The organism is Morganella morganii (genome assembly GCF_019243775.1).
Taxonomy (GTDB): Bacteria; Pseudomonadota; Gammaproteobacteria; order Enterobacterales; family Enterobacteriaceae; genus Morganella; species Morganella morganii.
Genome location: NZ_CP069157.1, coordinates 2,381,357 through 2,401,734 on the forward strand (window position 1 = coordinate 2,381,357; position 20,378 = coordinate 2,401,734).

The 20,378-nt window shown below is 48.8% G+C and carries 21 protein-coding genes and 1 pseudogene; 7 read left to right on the plus strand and 15 right to left on the minus strand.

The window, feature by feature from the left end; all coding sequences use genetic code 11:
- Window positions 1-55: 55 nt before the first annotated feature.
- Window positions 56-394, minus strand: a complete 339-nt coding sequence (locus JL661_RS11540) for a hypothetical protein (protein ID WP_004236976.1) — start codon at window positions 392-394, stop codon at window positions 56-58.
- 561 nt (window positions 395-955) lie between these two features.
- On the opposite strand from JL661_RS11540, the gene JL661_RS11545 reads away from it, so the two are divergent.
- Window positions 956-1,336: a VOC family protein gene (locus tag JL661_RS11545; protein WP_036418490.1), complete on the plus strand. Its 381-nt coding sequence runs from the start codon at window positions 956-958 to the stop codon at window positions 1,334-1,336.
- A gap of 44 nt (window positions 1,337-1,380) precedes the next feature.
- Here the strand turns inward: JL661_RS11545 and JL661_RS18430 are convergent, their stop codons facing one another.
- Together JL661_RS18430 and JL661_RS11550 are read right to left on the minus strand one after the other, a co-directional pair.
- A complete protein-coding gene (locus tag JL661_RS18430; protein ID WP_311409808.1) occupies window positions 1,381-1,542 on the minus strand; it encodes a DUF1240 domain-containing protein in 162 nt (53 codons plus the stop codon).
- Complete coding sequence (locus tag JL661_RS11550) at window positions 1,475-1,801, minus strand: hypothetical protein (protein WP_062772451.1); 327 nt, start codon at window positions 1,799-1,801, stop codon at window positions 1,475-1,477. Before JL661_RS11550 ends, JL661_RS18430 begins: the two co-directional genes overlap by 68 nt.
- Window positions 1,802-2,087: 286 nt before the next feature.
- Here JL661_RS11550 and JL661_RS11555 point away from each other — a divergent pair, with 286 nt between their 5' ends.
- Entirely contained in the window at window positions 2,088-2,348 is a 261-nt protein-coding gene (locus JL661_RS11555; protein WP_015422607.1) for a YfhL family 4Fe-4S dicluster ferredoxin, read from the plus strand.
- A gap of 31 nt (window positions 2,349-2,379) precedes the next feature.
- On the opposite strand, the gene acpS is transcribed toward JL661_RS11555, so the two are convergent.
- From acpS to lepA, 7 genes and pseudogenes are all read right to left on the minus strand, one after another.
- On the minus strand, window positions 2,380-2,766 hold the full coding sequence (acpS, locus tag JL661_RS11560; protein ID WP_004236981.1) for a holo-ACP synthase: 387 nt from the start codon (window positions 2,764-2,766) through the stop codon (window positions 2,380-2,382).
- A complete protein-coding gene (gene pdxJ / locus JL661_RS11565; protein ID WP_004236982.1) occupies window positions 2,766-3,497 on the minus strand; it encodes a pyridoxine 5'-phosphate synthase in 732 nt (243 codons plus the stop codon). The genes acpS and pdxJ overlap by 1 nt, the downstream gene beginning before the upstream one ends.
- An 89-nt stretch (window positions 3,498-3,586) precedes the next feature.
- Window positions 3,587-4,291 (minus strand): annotated as a pseudogene (recO, locus tag JL661_RS11570) (DNA repair protein RecO); the annotation flags it as partial.
- Window positions 4,292-4,298: 7 nt separating this feature from the next.
- On the minus strand, window positions 4,299-5,207 hold the full coding sequence (gene era, locus JL661_RS11575) for a GTPase Era (RefSeq protein ID WP_004236984.1): 909 nt from the start codon (window positions 5,205-5,207) through the stop codon (window positions 4,299-4,301).
- Entirely contained in the window at window positions 5,204-5,884 is a 681-nt protein-coding gene (rnc, locus tag JL661_RS11580; protein ID WP_004236985.1) for a ribonuclease III, read from the minus strand. The genes era and rnc overlap by 4 nt, the downstream gene beginning before the upstream one ends.
- A 178-nt stretch (window positions 5,885-6,062) precedes the next feature.
- Window positions 6,063-7,055: a signal peptidase I gene (gene lepB, locus JL661_RS11585; protein WP_004236987.1), complete on the minus strand. Its 993-nt coding sequence runs from the start codon at window positions 7,053-7,055 to the stop codon at window positions 6,063-6,065.
- Window positions 7,056-7,082: 27 nt separating this feature from the next.
- Complete coding sequence (lepA, locus tag JL661_RS11590; RefSeq protein WP_032098592.1) at window positions 7,083-8,876, minus strand: translation elongation factor 4; 1,794 nt, start codon at window positions 8,874-8,876, stop codon at window positions 7,083-7,085.
- 530 nt (window positions 8,877-9,406) lie between these two features.
- Between lepA and JL661_RS18435 the strand changes: the two genes are divergently transcribed.
- The 5 genes from JL661_RS18435 to JL661_RS18455 all read left to right on the plus strand — a co-directional run bounded on the left by JL661_RS18435 (window position 9,407) and on the right by JL661_RS18455 (window position 16,821).
- Entirely contained in the window at window positions 9,407-10,645 is a 1,239-nt protein-coding gene (locus tag JL661_RS18435; RefSeq protein ID WP_247718661.1) for a Tc toxin subunit A, read from the plus strand.
- Between the two features lie 146 nt (window positions 10,646-10,791).
- Window positions 10,792-12,723, plus strand: coding sequence for a neuraminidase-like domain-containing protein (locus JL661_RS18440; protein ID WP_247718662.1), 1,932 nt, complete (start codon window positions 10,792-10,794; stop codon window positions 12,721-12,723).
- Window positions 12,626-13,468 (plus strand): neuraminidase-like domain-containing protein, encoded by an 843-nt coding sequence (locus JL661_RS18445; RefSeq protein WP_247718663.1) that lies wholly within the window; start codon window positions 12,626-12,628, stop codon window positions 13,466-13,468. The genes JL661_RS18440 and JL661_RS18445 overlap by 98 nt, the downstream gene beginning before the upstream one ends.
- On the plus strand, window positions 13,452-13,736 hold the full coding sequence (locus JL661_RS18450; RefSeq protein WP_247718664.1) for a hypothetical protein: 285 nt from the start codon (window positions 13,452-13,454) through the stop codon (window positions 13,734-13,736). Before JL661_RS18445 ends, JL661_RS18450 begins: the two co-directional genes overlap by 17 nt.
- A gap of 346 nt (window positions 13,737-14,082) precedes the next feature.
- Window positions 14,083-16,821: a Tc toxin subunit A-related protein gene (locus JL661_RS18455; protein ID WP_247718665.1), complete on the plus strand. Its 2,739-nt coding sequence runs from the start codon at window positions 14,083-14,085 to the stop codon at window positions 16,819-16,821.
- A 96-nt stretch (window positions 16,822-16,917) separates the two neighbouring features.
- On the opposite strand, the gene JL661_RS11600 is transcribed toward JL661_RS18455, so the two are convergent.
- The 5 genes from JL661_RS11600 to rpoE form a co-directional block, all read right to left on the minus strand.
- Complete coding sequence (locus JL661_RS11600) at window positions 16,918-17,292, minus strand: hypothetical protein (RefSeq protein WP_004241910.1); 375 nt, start codon at window positions 17,290-17,292, stop codon at window positions 16,918-16,920.
- Window positions 17,293-17,688: 396 nt separating this feature from the next.
- Window positions 17,689-18,156, minus strand: a complete 468-nt coding sequence (gene rseC / locus JL661_RS11605; RefSeq protein ID WP_004241908.1) for a SoxR-reducing system protein RseC — start codon at window positions 18,154-18,156, stop codon at window positions 17,689-17,691.
- 1 nt (window position 18,157) lies between these two features.
- Window positions 18,158-19,111 (minus strand): sigma-E factor regulatory protein RseB, encoded by a 954-nt coding sequence (gene rseB, locus JL661_RS11610; RefSeq protein ID WP_004241907.1) that lies wholly within the window; start codon window positions 19,109-19,111, stop codon window positions 18,158-18,160.
- Between the two features lie 2 nt (window positions 19,112-19,113).
- Window positions 19,114-19,749: an anti-sigma-E factor RseA gene (gene rseA / locus JL661_RS11615; RefSeq protein WP_062772445.1), complete on the minus strand. Its 636-nt coding sequence runs from the start codon at window positions 19,747-19,749 to the stop codon at window positions 19,114-19,116.
- A 31-nt stretch (window positions 19,750-19,780) separates the two neighbouring features.
- Complete coding sequence (gene rpoE, locus JL661_RS11620) at window positions 19,781-20,359, minus strand: RNA polymerase sigma factor RpoE (protein ID WP_004236997.1); 579 nt, start codon at window positions 20,357-20,359, stop codon at window positions 19,781-19,783.
- Window positions 20,360-20,378 lie beyond the last annotated feature (19 nt).

Sequence of the window (20,378 nt, forward strand, 5' to 3'; positions counted from 1 at the left end):
TTCGTCAACCGCCAGCGCCGGCGCTGAAAGAAGCAGGCACAGAGGTAACAGTAAATTAATTTTTATTTTCATCATCATCCGTACTGTTATTTGAGTAGTTACTCCGGACATCTGCCAGCATTTTTTCCTTGGCAAAATCTTCTTCCAGCGCATTCATGCAGTAGTTGATATAGAAGTATTGAAATAAAAATGTCCAGAATCCGTTAAGACGCAGAGAAATGCCGAATTCTTTTGCTGCATAATATTCTAAAGCGCTCTTCATCTTAAATGCCCAGACAATCCAGAAAACAGTCATCCCGATTGTGATGATAGTACCCAATATATCATAAATATTGTTTGATTCAGCGATATACCCGTAATTATAGGCATCACTCATAAAGCTGAATACATCCATAAAGACACCCCCATTGCAATCGCCAGATAAATGAACACTGAACTTTCAAATGGTTTCATTTTCAGCTCTGAATTAAAGGCATCAGTATTTTTTCAGGCCCACATTATCGGATAAATACCCGCAGTTAATATGCTGAGCAATACAAATTTACCGGTTCCCTGATTTGTGATTGACTTCAATGTGTTGATATTTTTCATTGCATACCTGTTGCTTTGAGTGAAGAATATACAGGAAGTCCCTGTTCTGTTGATTCATACCGATATAAATTGTGTCAGCAATTCCTGCCACAACTGTGCAAGATAATTTTTTCACTGTTACAATATATTTTATTCTGCAAATGTTACACTTCCGGCAATAAATAATAAAGCCACAGCAATACTTCGGCCCTTTATTCCGGAAAAACAAATAACATCAAAATAATGATTTACCAATCACATCAGATCATTATTATTTTTTTATAAAAATACACAGGTAACCCCGGTGGCACTATTCCGGATTTATCACTGCTGACAATTTCTGTCATTCAACGGGGCTATGATATGAAAAACCACAGGAGGCAGCATGTTTAAACCAAACAGCATTATTCTGTACGTCAGCGACGTTGAGAAAAGTACCCGTTTTTACACCAGACTTCTTAATGCAGAGCCTGTTGAACAATACAGTGAATTTTCTGTTTTTGCCTTATCGGACGATATGATATTAGGACTTCAGGCAAAATCCGGTATCGACCCTGCACCACAACCACATATTGGCGGTACGGAAATATGCATGTCAGATATCAGTAACCGGGAAGTTGATGTGATTTTTCGCAAATGGAGTGAACTGGATGCGAAGATTATTATGAAACCCGCAATGCTGGATTTCGGCTACACTTTCGTGGCAACCGACCCCGACGGACATCGCCTGAGAGTCTGTGCGACTGACACCACAAATATTGATTGATGATAATCTGTGATCTGAAAAAATAACAGGGAATACACTCCCTGTTATTTTTTGCACAAACCAGTATCAGCAACATAAACCGTTGATGACCTGAATGAGGCTTTCGGGCATTCGATATATCCCTCAGATATAAGTTTTTTATCCATGTACATCGGACCGATTATTAATAAAATAAAATGAAAAAATAGCCAAAGAAAGGAATATATAAAATAACACTTTGAAAAATTTATGCTTTTTAAGAAATTTTTCTTTATTTAAAAAAATCATGATACTGCCTGATGCAAAGTACAGTAACAATGGTACAGAAAGTATAAAAAACTGACCAATATGAACCTTGATAATATCTTTTTTATTTATATAGTCTGAAAAGTACACTACCGATAACCATATATAAACAGCAGATAGCACAATCAGCAATAATACCGAGAACGCTATATTATATTTTTTCTTCACCAGCTCATCCATGTCTCTGTTCCCTGAAAATGTACATCTATGATGAAAATCATGTCCTGACTCAGTATACCGGTACATTAATTTAATTCTGTGCACAACTCAGCTTTTAAGGCCACTTTATCTCCGTTCCGGAAATTTTTGGGCATACTGTCATCTGTAACAGCTTTACCGGGTGTTACCAACCGATAAAAGCCGCTATAATCAGTTCCGGGAACACTGCCGGAAGCGGCAGAGAGTAACGTATAAGTGCAAGATATAAGTTACTGAATTTTAAATAATTTATATGGTGATAGCGACTATGGCGTTACTGATTACCGAACGTTGCATAAACTGCGATATGTGCGAACCTGAGTGCCCTAATGAAGCAATTTCAATGGGGGATTCTATCTATGAAATTAATCCTGATTTATGTACTGAGTGTGTCGGGCATTATGATAAACCGACCTGCCAGTCAGTCTGTCCGATTACCAACACCATTATTATCGATCCTGAGCATACCGAAACACAGGAAATGCTGTGGGATAAGTTTGTGCTGATGTATCACGCCGATAAGATTTAAGCGTAATGATGCGCCCGCAGAGGGCGCAATTTCAGGTGTTTGTTTCGAGAATAACCGTAGCACAAGCGTAATGACGCTCGTCGGCAATAGAGACATGGTAGTGTGTGACTTCACGGGCGGCAGCCAGTTCTCCGGCATAGCCGAGAAAGGTCAGATTAGGTTTGCCGAGTGAATCATTACTGACTTCAAACTGGTTAAACGCCAGCCCCTGACGGATCCCGGTGCCCAGTGCTTTGGATGCCGCTTCTTTAACCGCAAACCGCTTGGCCAGAAAGCGCACCGGCTGTTTATGCTGCCGGTACACGTCCCATTCCGCGTCACTGAGGATCCGTTTTGCAAAGCGGTCGCCGGAACGCCCGATAACCGCTTCAATACGACTTATTTCAACAATATCTGTACCAATGCCGACAATTGCCATTAACGACGGGCTTCCCGCAGCAGGGTTTTCATATCCGCAACAGCAGCAGCCAGTCCGCTGAAGACCGCACGGCCGATGATCGCATGGCCGATATTCAGCTCATAAATCGCCGGCAGTGCCGCAACACGCTGGACGTTGTGATAGTTCAGACCGTGTCCGGCATTCACTTTCAGGCCCTTACCAGCCGCATAGGCAACCGCATCTTTGATACGGATAAATTCTTTGTCTTCTTCCTGAGACGTTTCCGCGTCCGCATAAGCACCGGTGTGGATCTCAATAAACGGCGCGCCGACATCGTCCGCAGCATCAATCTGGGTATGGTCAGGGTCGATAAACAGGGAGACTTTAATTCCGGCTTCAGTCAGACGTTTCACCGCACGGGCGATTTTTTCTTTCTGACCGGCAACATCCAGACCGCCTTCCGTAGTAACTTCCTGACGCTTTTCCGGTACCAGACAGCAGAATGCCGGTCTGATACGGCAGGCGATATCGACCATTTCATCAGTGACCGCCATTTCCAGGTTCATACGGGTCTGAATGGTTTGTCTCAGCAGTTCCACATCACGGTCGGTGATATGACGGCGGTCTTCGCGCAGATGCACAGTGATACCTTCCGCCCCCGCCTGCTCTGCGACAAATGCCGCCTGAACCGGGTCAGGATAGTTGGTGCCGCGTGCATTACGGACAGTTGCAATGTGGTCAATGTTTACACCCAATAAAACTTCACTCATTTTTTATCATCCTCCGGGTAACTTTTGTTATTCAGTTTAACCTTTTTCAGACGAAGAGGAACCACTGCGGCCATTTCCTTTGAAACCAACGGCGGGCGCACAAATTGACGAAATAATTCGCGGCTTTTCAATGGCTTTCCGCCGAGATAGGGTTTTAAAGCGATGCGGGTGAAGCGTTTGGCGGCACGTAAAGTTTCCGCATCCGGGAATTCCCTGGCGGCAAGTGCTTTCAGTTCACGGCCGGTGAAACTGCTGTTATCCATCACCAGGCTGGCGATAAAGCCTTTTTCCTCACGGTAGCGGTACGTCATGGTATCAGAGACTTCCTGTCCGCTGCCCGCACAGTGGAGAAAGTCCACGCCGTAGCCGATATGGTGCAGCAGTGCCAGCTCAAACTGACGCAGTGCCTGCTCCGGTGTGGTGTCACTGGCCGCGAGATACTGAAGGCAGCGCAGATAATCAAAAAACAGGGCGGAATAGGTGACGCCGTTAGCCAGCACACGGGAGAGCAGCTCATTGATATACAGGCCGCTGTAAAGGACGGTACCGCTCAGAGGTAATGCAAGGGAGATAGGATCCGCATCACGCAGGGTTTTCAGTTCCCCGCGCCCGCCCCAGCGGATCAGAAGCGGCGTAAAGGGCTGTAATGCCCCTTTGAGACCGGAACGGCGGCGGCGTGCCCCTTTCGCCAGCAGGCGCTGCCGCCCTTCCTGTTCAGTGAACACATCCAGCATCAGGCTGGTTTCACTGTAAGGGCGACTATGGAGTACAAATGCGCGCTGCCAGCCGTCCATTGGTGCGTTACTTCAGGTCGTCAACATAACCCAGGCTGCGCAGAGCACGTTCATCATCTGCCCAGCCGGCTTTGACTTTCACCCACAGTTCGAGGTGAACACGGGCATCAAACAGGCGTTCCATATCAATACGGGATTCAGTCCCGATCGTTTTGATACGGCTGCCTTTGTTGCCGATAACCATTTTTTTCTGGCCTTCGCGCTCAACGAGGATCAGACCGTTGATCTGAAATACGCCGTTGTCCTGCACAACAAACTGTTCGATTTCCACAGTCACCGAGTACGGCAGTTCATCGCCGAGGAAACGCATCAGTTTTTCACGGATGATTTCAGAGGCCATAAAACGCTGTGAACGGTCAGTGATGTAATCTTCCGGGAAGTGGAACGGCGCCTGCGGAATATGCTGACGCACAATGTTCGCAATGGTATCGACGTTCATTTTCTTCTCTGCACTGAGCGGCACCACGTCGAGGAAATCCATCTGCTGGCTGAGGAACGCAATATGCGGCAGCAGTTTGGTTTTATCTTCCACGTTGTCCACTTTGTTGATGGCAAGCAGTACAGGGCAGCGCAGAGAGCGGACTTTATTCAGTACCATCTCATCATCCGGCGTCCAGTTGGTACCTTCAACCATGAAAATCACCAGCTCAACATCACCGATGGAGCTGCTGGCCGCACGGTTCATCAGGCGGTTGATTGCCCGTTTCTCCTCAATATGCAGCCCCGGGGTATCCACATAGATAATCTGGTAATTATCCTGTGTATCGATCCCCATAATGCGGTGCCGCGTGGTCTGCGGTTTCCGCGAGGTAATAGAGACTTTCTGCCCCAGTAACTGGTTCAGTAAGGTGGATTTGCCCACATTGGGACGTCCGACTATCGCGACAAAGCCGCAATAGGTGTTTTCTTCGCTCATTCAAGCTCCAACAAAATTAATGCTTGTTCCGCCGCGGCCTGTTCGGCTTTCCGGCGGCTGGAACCGGTTCCTTTTACCGGCTGTTCAACACCGCTGATTTGGCAGTGAATGGTGAACTCCTGATCGTGAGCTTCACCTTTTACCTGAACAACCAGGTAGTTCGGCAGAGGCAGATGCCGCCCCTGAAGGTATTCCTGTAACCGGGTTTTCGGGTCTTTTTGTTTATCCCCGGGCGAGATTTCGTTCAGTCTGGATTCATACCAGCTGAGGATAATCCGCTCAATTGTCTGAATATCACTGTCGAGAAAAATCCCGCCAATCAGGGCTTCGACGGTATCCGCGAGGATCGATTCACGGCGGCTGCCGCCGCTTTTCAGTTCCCCGGGCCCCAGGCGCAGACATTCGCCGAGGTTAAATTCGCGGGCCAGTTCCGCCAGGGTATTTCCGCGCACCAGTGTGGCGCGCATCCGGCTCATATCCCCTTCATCCACTTTCGGGAAGCGGTGATATAAATCATTGGCAATAACAAAACTTAAAATAGAATCGCCGAGAAATTCCAGGCGTTCGTTATGTTTGCTGCTGGCACTGCGGTGAGTGAGTGCCTGCATTAATAAGTCCTGACGGGTAAAAGTATAGCCGAGTTTTCGCTGCAGCTGGTTTATCACTATCGGGTTCATGTGCGACCAAAAATTAGGATGTTTATAAAACGCACACGCAACAGACCTGTAGCCGCGAAAAGCCGCGATACAAAACTGTTGCGTTTGCACTGGCTCCCCGTATACCGGGGAGCCAATCATTTTGCGGGGCATATTCTACACTGTGATTACAGGTAATGCTCAGCAAATTCTGTTTTTTCTATTCTATCCGTCCGAAACGGCTCAGGCGCAGACCGGTAGGCCATTCACCTTCCTGTTTTTCAAGGCTTAACCAGATAAAGCTTGCACGGCCGACCAGGTTTTGCTCAGGCACAAATCCCCAGACGCGGCTGTCCGCACTGTTATCGCGGTTATCACCCATCATAAAGTAATGCCCTTCCGGCACCACCCAGGTGTACTCCGGTAATCCCGGCTGACGGAACAGGCGCTGCCCGCTGATGCTGTCCGGGGTGATTTCCGGAACAGTCAGAATATGGTGAGCAACCGGCCCCAGGTTTTCAATCCGTTCCGCCTGACGACGATAACCGACTTCCATATCATCTTCGATAGGGAACTGACGTGCGCCGCCACTCATAAAGGAGCCGCCCAGCGGGGATTTTTCCCAGCGGATAGCCCACTCGCTTTCATACTCCTGACCATAGGTGACCGGCAGGGTTTCACAGCTGCTCTGGTCTTTGGTACAGCCCGGATAGACCTGTAACTCTTTGGCATACGGGTCATAAACAACTTTATCGCCCGGCAGGCCAATCACACGTTTGACATAATCGACACGCGGATCTTCCGGATATTTAAACACGACAATATCACCGCGCTTCGGCTCCCCGGTTTTGATCAGGGTGGTCTGCGTGATCGGGTCTTTTAACCCGTACGCGTATTTTTCCACCAGCATAAAGTCGCCGATTAACAGCGTCGGCATCATGGACCCGGACGGGATCTGGAACGGCTCATAAATAAATGAGCGCACGATCAGGACAATCGCCAGCACCGGGAACAGGGATGCGGTACCTTCCACCCAGCCCGGTTTGGCCACAGTCTCAGCCAGATGGGCCTGATCCATGGTTCCTTCAGTCAGCTCCGCCATGCGCGCCAGTTTTTTCTTACGGGCCGGCTGAATTTTAAATTTATTCACCGCCCAGATGATCCCGGTAACCAACGTTGCCAGGGTCAGGATCAGCGCAAAGGTGTTCGCCATTATGTCTCCTTACAACCTGCTGAATGATTAATCTTTGCCGACATGGAGAATGGCTAAAAACGCTTCCTGCGGTAACTCAACGTTACCGACCTGTTTCATGCGTTTCTTACCGTCTTTCTGTTTCTGCAACAGTTTCTTCTTACGGCTGACGTCACCGCCGTAGCATTTCGCCAGAACGTTTTTACGCAGCTGTTTCACTGTTGAACGCGCAATAATATGCATACCGATGGCAGCCTGGATCGCGATATCAAACTGCTGACGAGGGATCAGGTCTTTCATCTTCTCCACCAGCTCACGGCCGCGGTACATAGAATTATCGCGGTGCGTAATCAGTGCCAGTGCATCCACCCGCTCACTGTTGATAAGGATATCAACACGCACCATGTCAGACGCCTGGAAACGTTTGAAGTTGTAATCCAGTGATGCGTAGCCGCGTGAGGTGGATTTCAGGCGATCGAAGAAATCGAGCACCACTTCCGCCATCGGAATTTCATAGGTCAGAGCAACCTGATTACCGTGATAAACCATATTGGTCTGCACACCGCGTTTTTCGATACACAGGGTAATCACGTTACCGAGGTATTGCTGCGGCAGCAGCATATGACATTCCGCAATCGGCTCGCGCAGCTCTTCAATATTGTTGAGCGGCGGCAATTTGGACGGGCTGTCGACATAGACGATTTCACCGCTGGTGGTTTCCACTTCATAAACAACGGTCGGCGCGGTGGTGATCAGATCGAGGTCATATTCACGCTCCAGACGCTCCTGGATAATCTCCATATGCAGAAGACCCAGGAAGCCGCAGCGGAAACCGAAGCCCAGTGCGGTAGAGCTTTCCGGCTCATAGAACAGGGAAGCATCGTTGAGGCTCAGTTTACCAAGTGCATCACGGAAAGCTTCATAGTCATCAGAACTGACCGGGAACAGACCCGCATAGACCTGAGGTTTGACTTTTTTAAAGCCCGGCAGCGGTTTATCCGCCGGTGCGCGTGCGCCGGTTAACGTATCGCCGACCGGTGCCCCGAGAATGTCTTTAATCGCACAGACCACCCAGCCGGCTTCACCGCATCTGAGGATCTCTTTATCGACCTGTTTTGGTGTGAAGATCCCGAGGCGATCGGCGTTATACACCTGACCGGTGCTCATCACTTTGATTTTGTCGCCTTTGCGCAGTGTGCCGTTTTTAATCCGGATCAGAGACACAACCCCTAAATAGTTATCAAACCAGGAGTCAATAATCAGTGCCTGTAACGGCGCATCAGGGTCACCTTCCGGCGGCGGAATATCACGTACCAGGCGTTCGATCACATCGGTCACGCCCACACCGGTTTTCGCCGAGCAGCGCACCGCATCGGCGGCTTCAATCCCGACGATATCTTCAATCTCTTCCGCCACCCGCTCCGGGTCGGCAGCAGGCAGGTCAATTTTGTTCAGAACCGGGACAACTTCCAGGTTCATTTCCATCGCTGTATAGCAGTTTGCCAGCGTCTGCGCCTCAACCCCCTGCCCCGCATCAACCACCAGCAGCGCCCCTTCACAGGCAGCCAGTGAACGGGAGACCTCATAAGAAAAGTCAACGTGTCCCGGGGTATCGATAAAGTTGAGCTGGTACGTTTCACCATTCTGTGCGGTGTAATCCAGCGTCACGCTCTGTGCTTTGATGGTAATGCCGCGTTCGCGTTCCAGATCCATTGAATCCAGAACCTGCGCTGCCATTTCACGGTCGGATAAGCCGCCGCAAATCTGAATAATGCGATCTGATAACGTGGATTTACCGTGATCGATATGAGCAATAATGGAAAAATTTCGTATATGGTTGATTTTCAAGATAAAATTCTTCTTTGTAATGCCCTATAAAACTAGCTTTGGACACCTGTAAGGACTCAAAGCCAACACTCTATATTGCTGGTTAATAGACTTATTGGCAGCATTCTACATGCTACAGACACTCAACTCAAAGAAACGTTCATTTTACCGCAGAAAAAACCGGGCCCGGCGAATAATCCATACGGATCGCATTCGTTTTGTCATTTCACCGACACCACTTTTTATATAAATAAAATTGATGATAAAAGCAAAACAATAAAATCAGCTCATTACTCCCGCTCGCGTAATATCTTTTTTTATGATTAATAATCATATAGATAATTAATTTCCATCAAAATCAGCACATCATGCTAATCGTTCTGATTGACTATCCTCATTCCAAAACCGACACTCAATTTCAGTAATATATATCAATGATTTCATTTTTTTAGAAATATAACACCGGTAAACAATGAATTTAAGGAGTACTACAAGGTACACACTTATGTCATTAACTAAATTTCATATTTAGGAGGCCATTATCAATGGATCAAATAACCCGAATTCTTGAAAAACTGAATCAGCAACGCAGCGGTGAAACAACCGTGACACTGGCAGATTTTATGCCGATGTCCCTTGCAGAGATCCGCAGCCAAAACACAGGCCGGTTATCGCGTGAAGAAGCACAGTTACTACACCGTGCAGCGCAAAAAGAAAAGCAAAACAACATTCTCTATACCGCCCGGATGCTGACCCGCGCTAACCCGCTGCTGAAAAAAGAAATGAATACTGCCCGTTATTACGGCGCCACCCCATATGGCTATGATGATATTATTCCGCCGCGTGCAGAGAAATTTGTCGCACCCGGCGCCGTCTCTTCCATGTTTTCCCCTGCCGGTTATCTGACTGAGCTGTACCGTGAAGCACGGGGACTGCATCCAAAAGACAGTGACCGTAATCTGGATAAGCGCCGTCAGGACCTGGCAAAACTGGTGCTCTCTCAGGACAATCTGGATAACGAAATCTCTGCTCTGTCACTGGCTAATGAGCAACTGGAAACGGCGCTGATGGCGCAAACCGGTAAGACAGACAAAAACAAATATTATGAAACCCTGGCGACCTCCCGCCGCAGTGGTGTAACCCCGTATAACGCGCCGTTTGAGGGAATACATAATGCCCTGGCACAGCGGAATTTTGTCCTGCCGGATAATATTCTCAGCAACCCTGCGAAGTTTGCCATACTGGCGGCATACGACGCCGGTATCTCACCAAAGTTATATAACATACTGACAGAAGACACAGAGTCATTAACCGGCTCCGATCTGGAAAACTCTCTCAAAAGAAACTTCCCGAAGGTTAAGATTAAAGACCTGATGACTCTGGATGCGCTGGCCAATTATTATGAGCTTCCGGCAGATGACATTCAGGCCCTTATTGCTGCCGAAATAACAGGCCGGTTACCAACACCGGATGTATATAACGACGATAATAAACTGGTAATACCGGCAATAAACACTGGCGGAAAAATTACATTCAGTGAACTGGCCAAAACACAGAGTGATGAAAAACAGGCTGACTATATTGATTTAATTCCGCAGGGCGGTAATCAGTTTTTAGTTAATTTTAGTGTAAAGAAAACCAAAAAAGACGCGACGCATTTTAGTATAGGCTATAATAAATCGTTTAATAATCTGGCAGATAAAAATGGTTTTGTTCCTCTGGCCGGGGAGCACTACAGTATCCCCGTCACACTGGATGCTAAAATTTTAGAAAAAAAAAACTAAAATCGGCATCACCAGAAAAAAAACCAGAACCTGCCAGCGACGAAAATCATTACACCTCAGCCACCTTCACCATCCATCCCAATGCAGAACCGGGTATATGGCTCCTCAGACTCAACAAAACACTGCGTCTGGCAAAAGTCAGCGGTATGACCCCGCACGAAACACAACATGCATTAATCCACGTAAGAAATGATTCAAGCGAATACGAATTACGCCGTTTCACCGAAACGCTGCTTTACCGTAAACGTTACGGTATTGATACTGAAACAGCATTAATGCTGTGTAACGCCGGTATCAGCAGAATCAGCTATGACGGGCAGCTCAGCCATTTTGACCGCCTGTTTAATAATCCGCCGCTGAATGGTGTAACTTACACTTTAGGTGGTGATGATATTCTGATGGAACCGGATGCCGGAGACCCGCGTCGTGAAGTCCTGAAACGCGCTTTCCGGGTAGATAATACCGGCTTGTGGCAACTGCTTGTTATCACAAATCGTGAAAACAAATCCAAAACTATCGAAAACAAGACAGAAAAACTTCGTGGTCTGTTATTTGTTCGTCTGCTGGCGGATGTGCACAACCTGACAGTAGCACAACTGGATGCCCTGCTGCAGATTTCCCCTTACAATTCAATGAACGTTTACGCTTTAGATGGCAAAACACGCCAGAAAATGCTCTCTTTTCTGTCCCGGATCACCCAATGGCTGAATACACAAAATATCACGGTTGAACAACTGATGCTGCTGCTGGATAAAATATCTCCGGCGGCGCCGACCAAAGAGATGCAGGTCCTGCTGGATCTCCTGCGCAATGGTGGTATTGACAAAACCAATACAAAAACGCTGTATACCACCATGGCACCGGTGATTACTGCGGCTATGCAACTGGACATCACGGAATCAGGGGAAGCTCTGCTGCGCTGGCTGGATAACAATCATCCCGCAGGGATACTCACCACCAGTGAGGCCAGGAAGCTTATTATCAAAAAAGGGCAGACGGCCGGCGACAAGGAAAAATTGGCGGCATGGTGTCAGGCACTGGCACAGCGTGTATTGGTCATTCGCACCTTTACACTCAGTAATGCCGAACTTCAGACATTGTCACAGGGTGCACCGGCCGGAACCATTACTGAACTGTATAACATCAGTGATTTCCATAACCTGATTAACCGCTGCGGTGAACAGGCCGGTACGGTACTGGATGCACTGCAAAGCGGGACACTGACAGTTAAAATTCTGGCACAAGCACTGAATCTGTCAGAAGAGGTGATTACTCAGGCACTGACACTGGCCGGACAAAAACCGGAATTGACCACATGGGCACAGCTGGCCGTATTGCCGCCACGGCTGGATTTGGCAGATACCCTGCATATCACCCCGAAAGATATCACTACTCTGCTGACGGTATCTGAAAATGTGAGACCTTTTTATACAGACCTCTCCGCACTGGCCGGATTGTTACAGGCCGGTCTGAACGAACAACAGACCAAACAACTGCAAAATCAGTCTGAGCCGCGCCGCAATGAAGCCCTCAGCGGGGAGTACCGCTCTCTGGTTATGAACAACCCGGTGGCAGACCGTGATGATATCTGGCGTAATCTGCTGGTGGACGGAAAAGTCAGCGCTGAAATCACCACCACCCTGCTGGCAGATGCCATCGCCGGTATTCAGCTCTATATTAACCGCACTATTGCCGGTGATGAGCCGGGTGCTGACAGTGACGCTCTTGAGCGTCAGTTCTTTAAAGACTGGGATGCCTGTAATAAACGCTACAGTACCTGGGCGGGTGTGTCTCAGTTAGTCTATTACCCTGAAAACTTCGTTGATCCGACCCTCCGTACCGGTCAGACCGGGATGATGAACACCATGCTGGAGCAGCTTTCACAAAGTGAGCTCAACAAAGATACCCTGGAAAACGGCTTCCGCCAGTACCTGACCGCCTTTGAGCAGGTCGCTGACCTGAAAGTGGTCAGCGGTTATCATGATACGGTTAATATTAATCAGGGTAACACCTGGTTTATCGGTACCAGCCAGACTGAGCCGAAAAAAATATTACTGGCGCAAAGCCGATCACAGTAAATGTCAGAATGGCCGTTTTGCCGCCAATGCCTGGAGTGACTGGAAAGAAATTACCTGTGCGGTGAATCCTTATGGGGATATGGTGCGTCCGGTGATTTTCCATTCACGTCTTTATTTGTTATGGATTGAAAAACAAGTACAGAAAGATAACACCGGTAAAGATACGGCATCTTTTACCCTGAAGCTGACACATGTCAAATATGATGGCAGCTGGGCTTCGCCGTTCAGTTATGATATTACTGAAAAAAACATATCCGGTGGAAAAAAAACGGGTCTGTACTGTGCCGCCAGCCAGGAAGATAATTCACTGCTCATTGCCTGGTATCAAATAGAAAAGGAAACACAGCCCAATAGCTTCGGGCTACATATTCAGCCGGACATGAGCTGTAAAAAAGAACCGAATATAGCAGGAATATTAGCCACGGTTACCCATCAATTAGATACAGAAACTACCGTCAGGGTAAACACCCTCCTGAATCGTATATCCTCTTTCGAATTTACCCTGGAAAAACAAGAGGGGAATAAAGAAATTGATCTGGTCATCTCCCATGGCGACTATACTGTCAAAACTGAAAACAGTATATCTGCACTGATATTGAACCCTACTGCTTATATTAACATCACCCCCTATAAATTATTTAGCGATATTCCTGATTTTTATCGCGAGAAATATATTACTCATCTTAACTCTCATTCCGGTACGGTTTATGCTCCGGAATCAAAAAAAAATGGAGCCTGCCAATAATGCTATATCCGATAAGGTTAATGCTTGTGCTGTATATACTTATAATAACAAGCCACCGAAAAAACACATTTCTCTTTCCATTGGTAAAAATTATCCGCTAATTACTCCTCTTGAGCTGGTAGGGCGTAAACTTGAGAGTTTCTTTATAAAGCACAAAGAAACATCAGCGTTGTATTATACATATGGAGATGCTACCGACGATAGGTTAACGTTGGAGGAAGATAAATATACTATCAGCACTGGTGAAAAAAAAACTGGGCACGCTTAGCTTGGGCAAAATGATAGCACAAGTCAAAACAATCAGTTCAGATGATATCTCCATGGAGATTGAACTAAATAGTACGAAATTTGAAACAATAACAGGTAGTGACGTCGGACTCCGGCCACCATTATACCCGACAGTCTCAAGAGAAACACTGGCATTCCCGTTTGGGAAACTGTCTATAACCATTCCCGCTGGTGCAGATATTAATAACCTGGATTGTACTATAAAAGTCAGGTTCAAGAATACAGATGTTCTTGCAGCTACTACCACTTATAAACTGGTTATAAAAAAAACTGATCCAGTTCAAAAAGTCATCTCCCTGTACACCACGCCGGACGGCGCTCAATATATGGAATGGGATGGTTACCGTACCCGGTTAAACACACTGTTCACCCGCCAGTTAATTGAGCGTGCCAATAACGGAATTGACGCAATATTATCCCCTGAAACCCAGTATCTGCCTGAACCGAAACCGGGACAGGGCACCTATGTCACACTGACACTGAAACCGTATGACAAAAATACCCACGGCACTAACCGGGCATTTACGATTTATTACAGCAATGATGCCACAGGCTCCGGCAAATTTCCTGTTTACAGTGGCTCACTCAGTGTTACCGATAATACAGAAGTAAAATTATTTATTCCGCTGATTAAACCCGGAAAAAATGCGGTGAGTCAGTCTGCTGGTGCGCAGCAGGATACTTTATATCTCAATGCTACATACCAGAAAGAAGCAACAAAACAAATCCTGCTGTTCCGTACCGATAATAATCCTGAAGGCTGGACATTGGATAAAAGCGTTAACAACGGCACCTTCGCCGGCCTGGCAGAAAACGGCGTCACCGGTTTATTACAATCCGGTGAACCGATGGATTTCAGCGGTGCCAATGCCCTTTATTTCTGGGAATTGTTCTATTACACTCCGATGATGGTAGCAACACGTCTGTTGCAGGAGCAAAACTTTACCGAAGCTAACCGCTGGTTAAGCTATATCTGGCAGCCTGCTGCAAGCGGTGCCGGTGACTGGCGCGTGCGTCCGCTGAAAGAAGACACGTCCTGGAACGCCGACCCGCTGGATTCGGTTGATCCCGATGCGGTCGCCCAGAATGATCCGATGCATTACAAAGTCAGCACCCTGATGAAACTGCTGGATCTGCTGATTGCCCGTGGTGACAAAGCTTACCGCATGCAGGAACGCGATACCCTTAATGAAGCCAAAATGTGGTATATGCAGGCGCTGGGGCTGCTCGGGGATAAACCTGTCAGCATTTTCAGTAATGGTTGGGAAAATCCGTCACTAAGTAATGCAGCAGATAAAACTCAGGCAAAACAGTTTCATGACGAAATCAGCCGTATCCGCAGCGGCGGTCTGCTGCCTGACGTCCGCACTGCTAATACCCTGACCGGATTGTTCCGGCCACAGCAAAACGAAAAACTGCTCGGCTACTGGCAGATGCTGGAAATGCGCCTGTTTAACTTGCGTAATAATCTCTCCATTGATGGTCAGCCGTTATCACTGCCAATTTTTGCCGCACCGGCAGACCCGGCCGCACTGCTCAGTGCCGCAGCCGCAGCCTCCGGTGGCAGCAAACCTTTACCGTCTGCTGACATCCCGGCAATGCGCTTCCCGCAGGCACTGGACAGTGCACGTTCACTGACCGGGCAGCTGATGCAGTTCGGTTCCACCCTCCTGGGGCTGATTGAGCGCCGGGATGCGGAGGCGATGAGTGAACTGCTGCAAAACCAGGCCGGTGAGCTGATGCTCTCTTCCCTGCGTATGCAGGAACAGGCTCTCACCGAACTGGATGCCGAGAAGAAAATACTGGAACAGAGCCGTGCCGGTGCACAGTCCCGCGTTGACAGCTACCGCGCCCTGTATGATGAAAATGTCAGTGCGGAAGAAAAACGGACCATGGATCTGTACCTCTCTTCCGCAATACTGAGCACCTCCATTGGCGTGCTGGATATGGCCGCCGCCGCTGCCGATATGGCTCCGAACATCTTCGGCGTGGCCGTGGGGGGCAGCCGCTGGGGCGGTATCCCGAAAGCAATTGGTGCAGGTATGAGCCTGGCAGCCTCCGCCACCAAAATTACTGCGGATAATATCAGCCAGTCTGAAGCATGGCGCCGCCGCCGTCAGGAATGGGAAATCCAGAAAAATAATGCCGAATCTGAAATCAGACAGATTGATGCCCAACTGGAAGCCCTGGCTGTCCGCCGTACCGCCACAGAGATGCAGCGCGAACACATGGAAATCCAGCAGGCGCAGACTCAGGCACAACTGGAATTCCTGCAGCGCAAATTCAGTAATAAAGCGCTCTACAGCTGGCTGCGCGGCCGTCTGGCATCCATCTATTACCGCTTCTATGACCTGACAGCGGCACGCTGCATGATGGCGGAAAAAGCTTACGCATGGCAGACCAATGATACGGCTACCCGCTACATCAAATCAGGCGCATGGCAGAGCAATAACGCCGGGCTGATGGCCGGGGAGTCTTTGCTGCTGAACCTGGCAGAGATGGAACAGGCATGGCTGAAACGGGATAGTCGCTCACTGGAGGTCACCCGTACTGTTTCTCTGGCGGCAGTGTACCGTACTGACAATGTGACTCTGGCAGAAGGAATTGCTGACCTCCTGAAAGGTAATGGCAGCGGGAATATACCGGCATCAACCGGGCTTTCAATGACCGCCGATAACCAATTGCATGCTGCGTTCAACCTGAAAGCACTGAACATTAAAGATGACTACCCTGAGGCTCTGGGCACAACACGCCGTATCAAACAGATCAGTGTGACATTACCGGCACTCGTAGAGCCCTATCAGGATATGCGGGCCATATTCCGCTATGGCGGTAACTCGTTGCCGGCCGGCTGCAAAGCCATTGCGCTATCCCACGGTATCAATGATGACGGCCTGTTCCGGCTTGATTTCAATGACGGCCGCTGGCTGCCGTTTGAAGGTATCCCGGTGGATGATGATAACAGCCTGACCCTGAGCTTCCCGGACGCAACCGGTGAGAAGCAGAAACCACTGCTACTCAGCCTGACCGACATCATCATTCATATCCGTTACACCATTTGTTAATTTTTATCCTGGCGACAAGCTGCGGGTATCAGATTGTCGCCAATAAAAACAACCCGCAGTGATCAATAACAGCCTGTCATTCAGGCTGTTATTTTTTTATTCATACTGCAGACGGGTGACTTTACCCGGCGTGCAGTCAAAATTGATCGCGCGGGCGATAGCCTGTCCCTGCTCCTGAGAAAATGCCGGATTCGTGACCGGGCTGAACATATCTGCATAATCAAGACTGACTTTGCCGTAAATAAACCCGCCTATAAGGGGATTATTCACTGAATACATTTGCGGCAGCATTGCCATCATTGAGGATACCGGCACACCGATAAGGTGCTTTTCAAGATCACCTTCCTGTATTGTGTCCTGAGGATAAAACCACAATGGCGTACTGATAAAAAAGCGGGCATTATCATTCATGTTGGTCAGGATATATCTGACCAGCTCAATGGCGGTATCTCTGTCCAGATGCTCAATCACATCCGGCAGACAAATAACATCATATTTGGCAAATAATTCCTGCGGGATATCCTGTGCCAGTCCGTGCCAGACATTCCGGTACCAAAACCGATATCCAGCACATTAACGGAAAGCTGTGTCATCAGGTCAGTTAACTGAAAAATCAACTCCCGGGGAGAGGCAGAGTTCCCGGCACTGATCCCCTGAAACATTTTTTGTCTGCCTGAAAAACGGTAATCCTTTACTGTCTGTACCAGCATTACTGCCCTCACTAATCAGGATATTTTCTTACACGGAAGTTCCTCATGCTACCTGAGCAGCATAAGAAAAATATAGGAATCACTGACATTCCCGCGGTAAAAAAAATGCCGGTCAAATCATGACCGGCATACTTCACAACAGGAGAGCCCTGATAAATCAGGACTCACACATATCAATGCTGAGCTCTGACGGCGGCAGGCCGATTTGCAGGATAACCGGCTCATAATCCGCTGAGCCGCTCCAGTGGCGGGCAATTTTACGCGCCAGCAGGAACCCTGCTGCGCCGCCCAGCAGACCACCCGCGAGAACCGCAGACTGACTTTCCGTCAGTGCCTGCACCAGCCCCGCACCGGCAAATAAACCCAGCAGCGGCGTGAGATACACCAGCATTGCCGAGCGCAGCAGGCTGCCTTCCGGGATCCCGACTTCCACTTTCTGACCGGTCACCAGCGGTTCACTGACCGGAATTTCAAGCTGATGCTCCGCTTCCGGCCCCAGTTTATTCAGCAGATAAGAGCCGCATGCCGCCCGGGCTTTGCAACTGCCGCATCCGGCAGATGACCCGTAACGCAACACCGCACGCCCGTCCTGCCAGCGCACCACGGTTGCCCACTCTTTTACCATATTAACCTCCGCTGAATGTCACACCGTCAGCTATCTGCCGGGCTGTCGCCGGGGGCAGTTCGCCAAAGACAGTGATCTCATTATCACCTTTACGTATGGTGTACAGCGTACGCGAACCCTGGCGCATTGTCTGTTGATTTTCTGGTGTCTTCACCGCTTTGGCGACATTCACGGAAAATGAGAACAGGCCATCGCTGAACATGACCGTCTCCACCCATTCCTGTTCCCCCACCTGGCGGCGGTTGCGGGTCATTTCTTTAAAGCCGTTAGGCAGACGCATTACATCCCAGTCAAATTTGATCTTTTCCGGCTGCGGAATAGCCAGTACCGGTGGCATAGTGACAGACTGTACCGCTTTCAGTGCTTCTGTCACACTGCTGTTATTCACGGAAGCAGAAACCACGCGGAACTGTTCGAGTGAGACATTATTCTGATCCAGCAGGTCCACCTGTAACGGCAGGCCGGTTTCTTCATCTGCGACCACAATATAATTGTAACGTGAGTTATCTTTTGAGGTGATGCGCACGACCCGTCCCGGATGATCGCCGATATGGATCCGTCCGACATCAATAAAATTGTAATAGGCTTTCAGCGCACTGAAGTCCGCGAAAATAATCGACGGCAGATAATCAACAATGTGATTACCGCTCAGGCTGAATGAATCCAGCCCCGGCTCATAGTAGCTGATCTCCTGACCACGCTGGACAATTTCCCGGCGGGAGCTGTCCATCTGCATAATCTGGGCGACAGGCTGACCATCCATAACCGCATAGCGGTAACGGACCGGCGTGATACCTTTCGGGGAGATGGTGATAAAAGAGAGTTCATAACTGAGTGTGCGGGAAGCGTTACCCATATTCTGCAGCAACGCCTCAGCACTTTGTTGTGCTGAGGCCGGTGCTGCGAGTAACAGGCTGCCCGTCAGAAAAGCAACGGATAACCAGATTCGTTTCATTACTACTGCTGTGGTTGTGAAGACGCGCGACCCTGTTCCGGGGTGGCTGTCTGTTTAACTTCAGGCTGACCATCCGTGTGTACACGGCGATCCAGTTCATACTGCTGGAAAATCGCATTCAGACGCGCACCGCGCTCCTGATCAAAACGGGTCTGCGGGGCAAGACCGGCGCCGTTTTTCAGATCGAGGCTGACAGGTGACGCACTGCCCATAAACGGAACGGTATTGAATGCGGATGCATCACCGTTAACCACGCTCTCTGTGCCGTCGGTATTATAGTGCTGAACACCGATAATCACGGCCAGTGACACGCAGGCTGCCATACTGATTTGTGTTAACTGACTGGCCCACGGGCGCAGTTTTGCCACAAATCCGTAATCACGCCATGTTTTCGGTTCAGGCTGAGACTCAGGGATCGCCTGAGGTGCGATATAAACCGGCTCCTGCGCCAGTGCTTCAGCTACCCGTGACGCAATATCAAAATGCATAACATCCGGCAGGTCGCCGCGCATGGTATCACGGATAAGGTGATAACCAGCCCATTCTGCCTGCAGATCTGCATCCTGTGTCAGTGCGGTAACCACTTCACTGTCAAGAGTTTCTCCGTCCATCAGTGCGGAAAGTATCTCTTTTTGCATGCCTACGTTCCCTTCAGTGTGATTTAAGTGCTCACTGATTTTGTATCAGTGGCTGAACTTTATTATCGATGGCTTCGCGTGCGCGGAAGATACGGGAACGAACCGTGCCGACCGGGCAATCCATAATCTCAGCTATTTCTTCATAGCTCAGACCATCGAGCTCACGCAATGTAATCGCCGTTTTCAAATCCTCAGGTAAGGAATCGATCGTGCGGAAAACCACCGCTCTTAATTCTTCAGACAACATTAAGTTCTCAGGGTTCGAAATTTCTTTTAACGCCCCTGAGGATTCAAAATTCTCAGCATCTCCGGCATCCACATCACTGGACGGCGGACGGCGCCCCTGAGCAACCAGGTAATTCTTTGCTGTATTGACCGCAATACGGTACAGCCAGGTATAAAATGCACTGTCACCGCGAAATGACCCGACTGCGCGGTACGCCTTAATAAAGGACTCCTGCGCCACATCCGGAACATCACTCTGCGGAACATAACGGGATACCAGACTCGCCACCTTGTGCTGATAACGTACCACCAGCATATTAAAGGCTTTCTGATCCCCCTTCTGTACCCGATCAACCAGCATTTGATCCGTTAACTGCTCGCTCATTCGCAGTGTTATCTCCCGA

What these genes read in the sequence shown, in the direction of transcription:
- rpoE (WP_004236997.1), bottom strand. Translation starts at nt 20,359, where the DNA reads ATGAGCGAGCAGTTAACGGATCAAATGCTGGTTGATCGGGTACAGAAG.
- era (WP_004236984.1), bottom strand. Translation starts at nt 5,207, where the DNA reads ATGAGCGAAGAAAACACCTATTGCGGCTTTGTCGCGATAGTCGGACGT.
- JL661_RS18455 (WP_247718665.1), top strand. Translation starts at nt 14,083, where the DNA reads ATGGAATGGGATGGTTACCGTACCCGGTTAAACACACTGTTCACCCGC.
- JL661_RS11555 (WP_015422607.1), top strand. Translation starts at nt 2,088, where the DNA reads ATGGCGTTACTGATTACCGAACGTTGCATAAACTGCGATATGTGCGAA.
- JL661_RS11545 (WP_036418490.1), top strand. Translation starts at nt 956, where the DNA reads ATGTTTAAACCAAACAGCATTATTCTGTACGTCAGCGACGTTGAGAAA.
- rseC (WP_004241908.1), bottom strand. Translation starts at nt 18,156, where the DNA reads ATGGTAAAAGAGTGGGCAACCGTGGTGCGCTGGCAGGACGGGCGTGCG.
- JL661_RS11540 (WP_004236976.1), bottom strand. Translation starts at nt 394, where the DNA reads ATGGATGTATTCAGCTTTATGAGTGATGCCTATAATTACGGGTATATC.
- JL661_RS18445 (WP_247718663.1), top strand. Translation starts at nt 12,626, where the DNA reads ATGATACGGTTAATATTAATCAGGGTAACACCTGGTTTATCGGTACCA.
- lepB (WP_004236987.1), bottom strand. Translation starts at nt 7,055, where the DNA reads ATGGCGAACACCTTTGCGCTGATCCTGACCCTGGCAACGTTGGTTACC.
- JL661_RS18450 (WP_247718664.1), top strand. Translation starts at nt 13,452, where the DNA reads ATGGAGCCTGCCAATAATGCTATATCCGATAAGGTTAATGCTTGTGCT.
- JL661_RS11550 (WP_062772451.1), bottom strand. Translation starts at nt 1,801, where the DNA reads ATGGATGAGCTGGTGAAGAAAAAATATAATATAGCGTTCTCGGTATTA.
- rnc (WP_004236985.1), bottom strand. Translation starts at nt 5,884, where the DNA reads ATGAACCCGATAGTGATAAACCAGCTGCAGCGAAAACTCGGCTATACT.
- pdxJ (WP_004236982.1), bottom strand. Translation starts at nt 3,497, where the DNA reads ATGAGTGAAGTTTTATTGGGTGTAAACATTGACCACATTGCAACTGTC.
- JL661_RS18440 (WP_247718662.1), top strand. Translation starts at nt 10,792, where the DNA reads ATGACCCCGCACGAAACACAACATGCATTAATCCACGTAAGAAATGAT.
- rseA (WP_062772445.1), bottom strand. Translation starts at nt 19,749, where the DNA reads ATGCAAAAAGAGATACTTTCCGCACTGATGGACGGAGAAACTCTTGAC.
- acpS (WP_004236981.1), bottom strand. Translation starts at nt 2,766, where the DNA reads ATGGCAATTGTCGGCATTGGTACAGATATTGTTGAAATAAGTCGTATT.
- JL661_RS18435 (WP_247718661.1), top strand. Translation starts at nt 9,407, where the DNA reads ATGGATCAAATAACCCGAATTCTTGAAAAACTGAATCAGCAACGCAGC.
- rseB (WP_004241907.1), bottom strand. Translation starts at nt 19,111, where the DNA reads ATGAAACGAATCTGGTTATCCGTTGCTTTTCTGACGGGCAGCCTGTTA.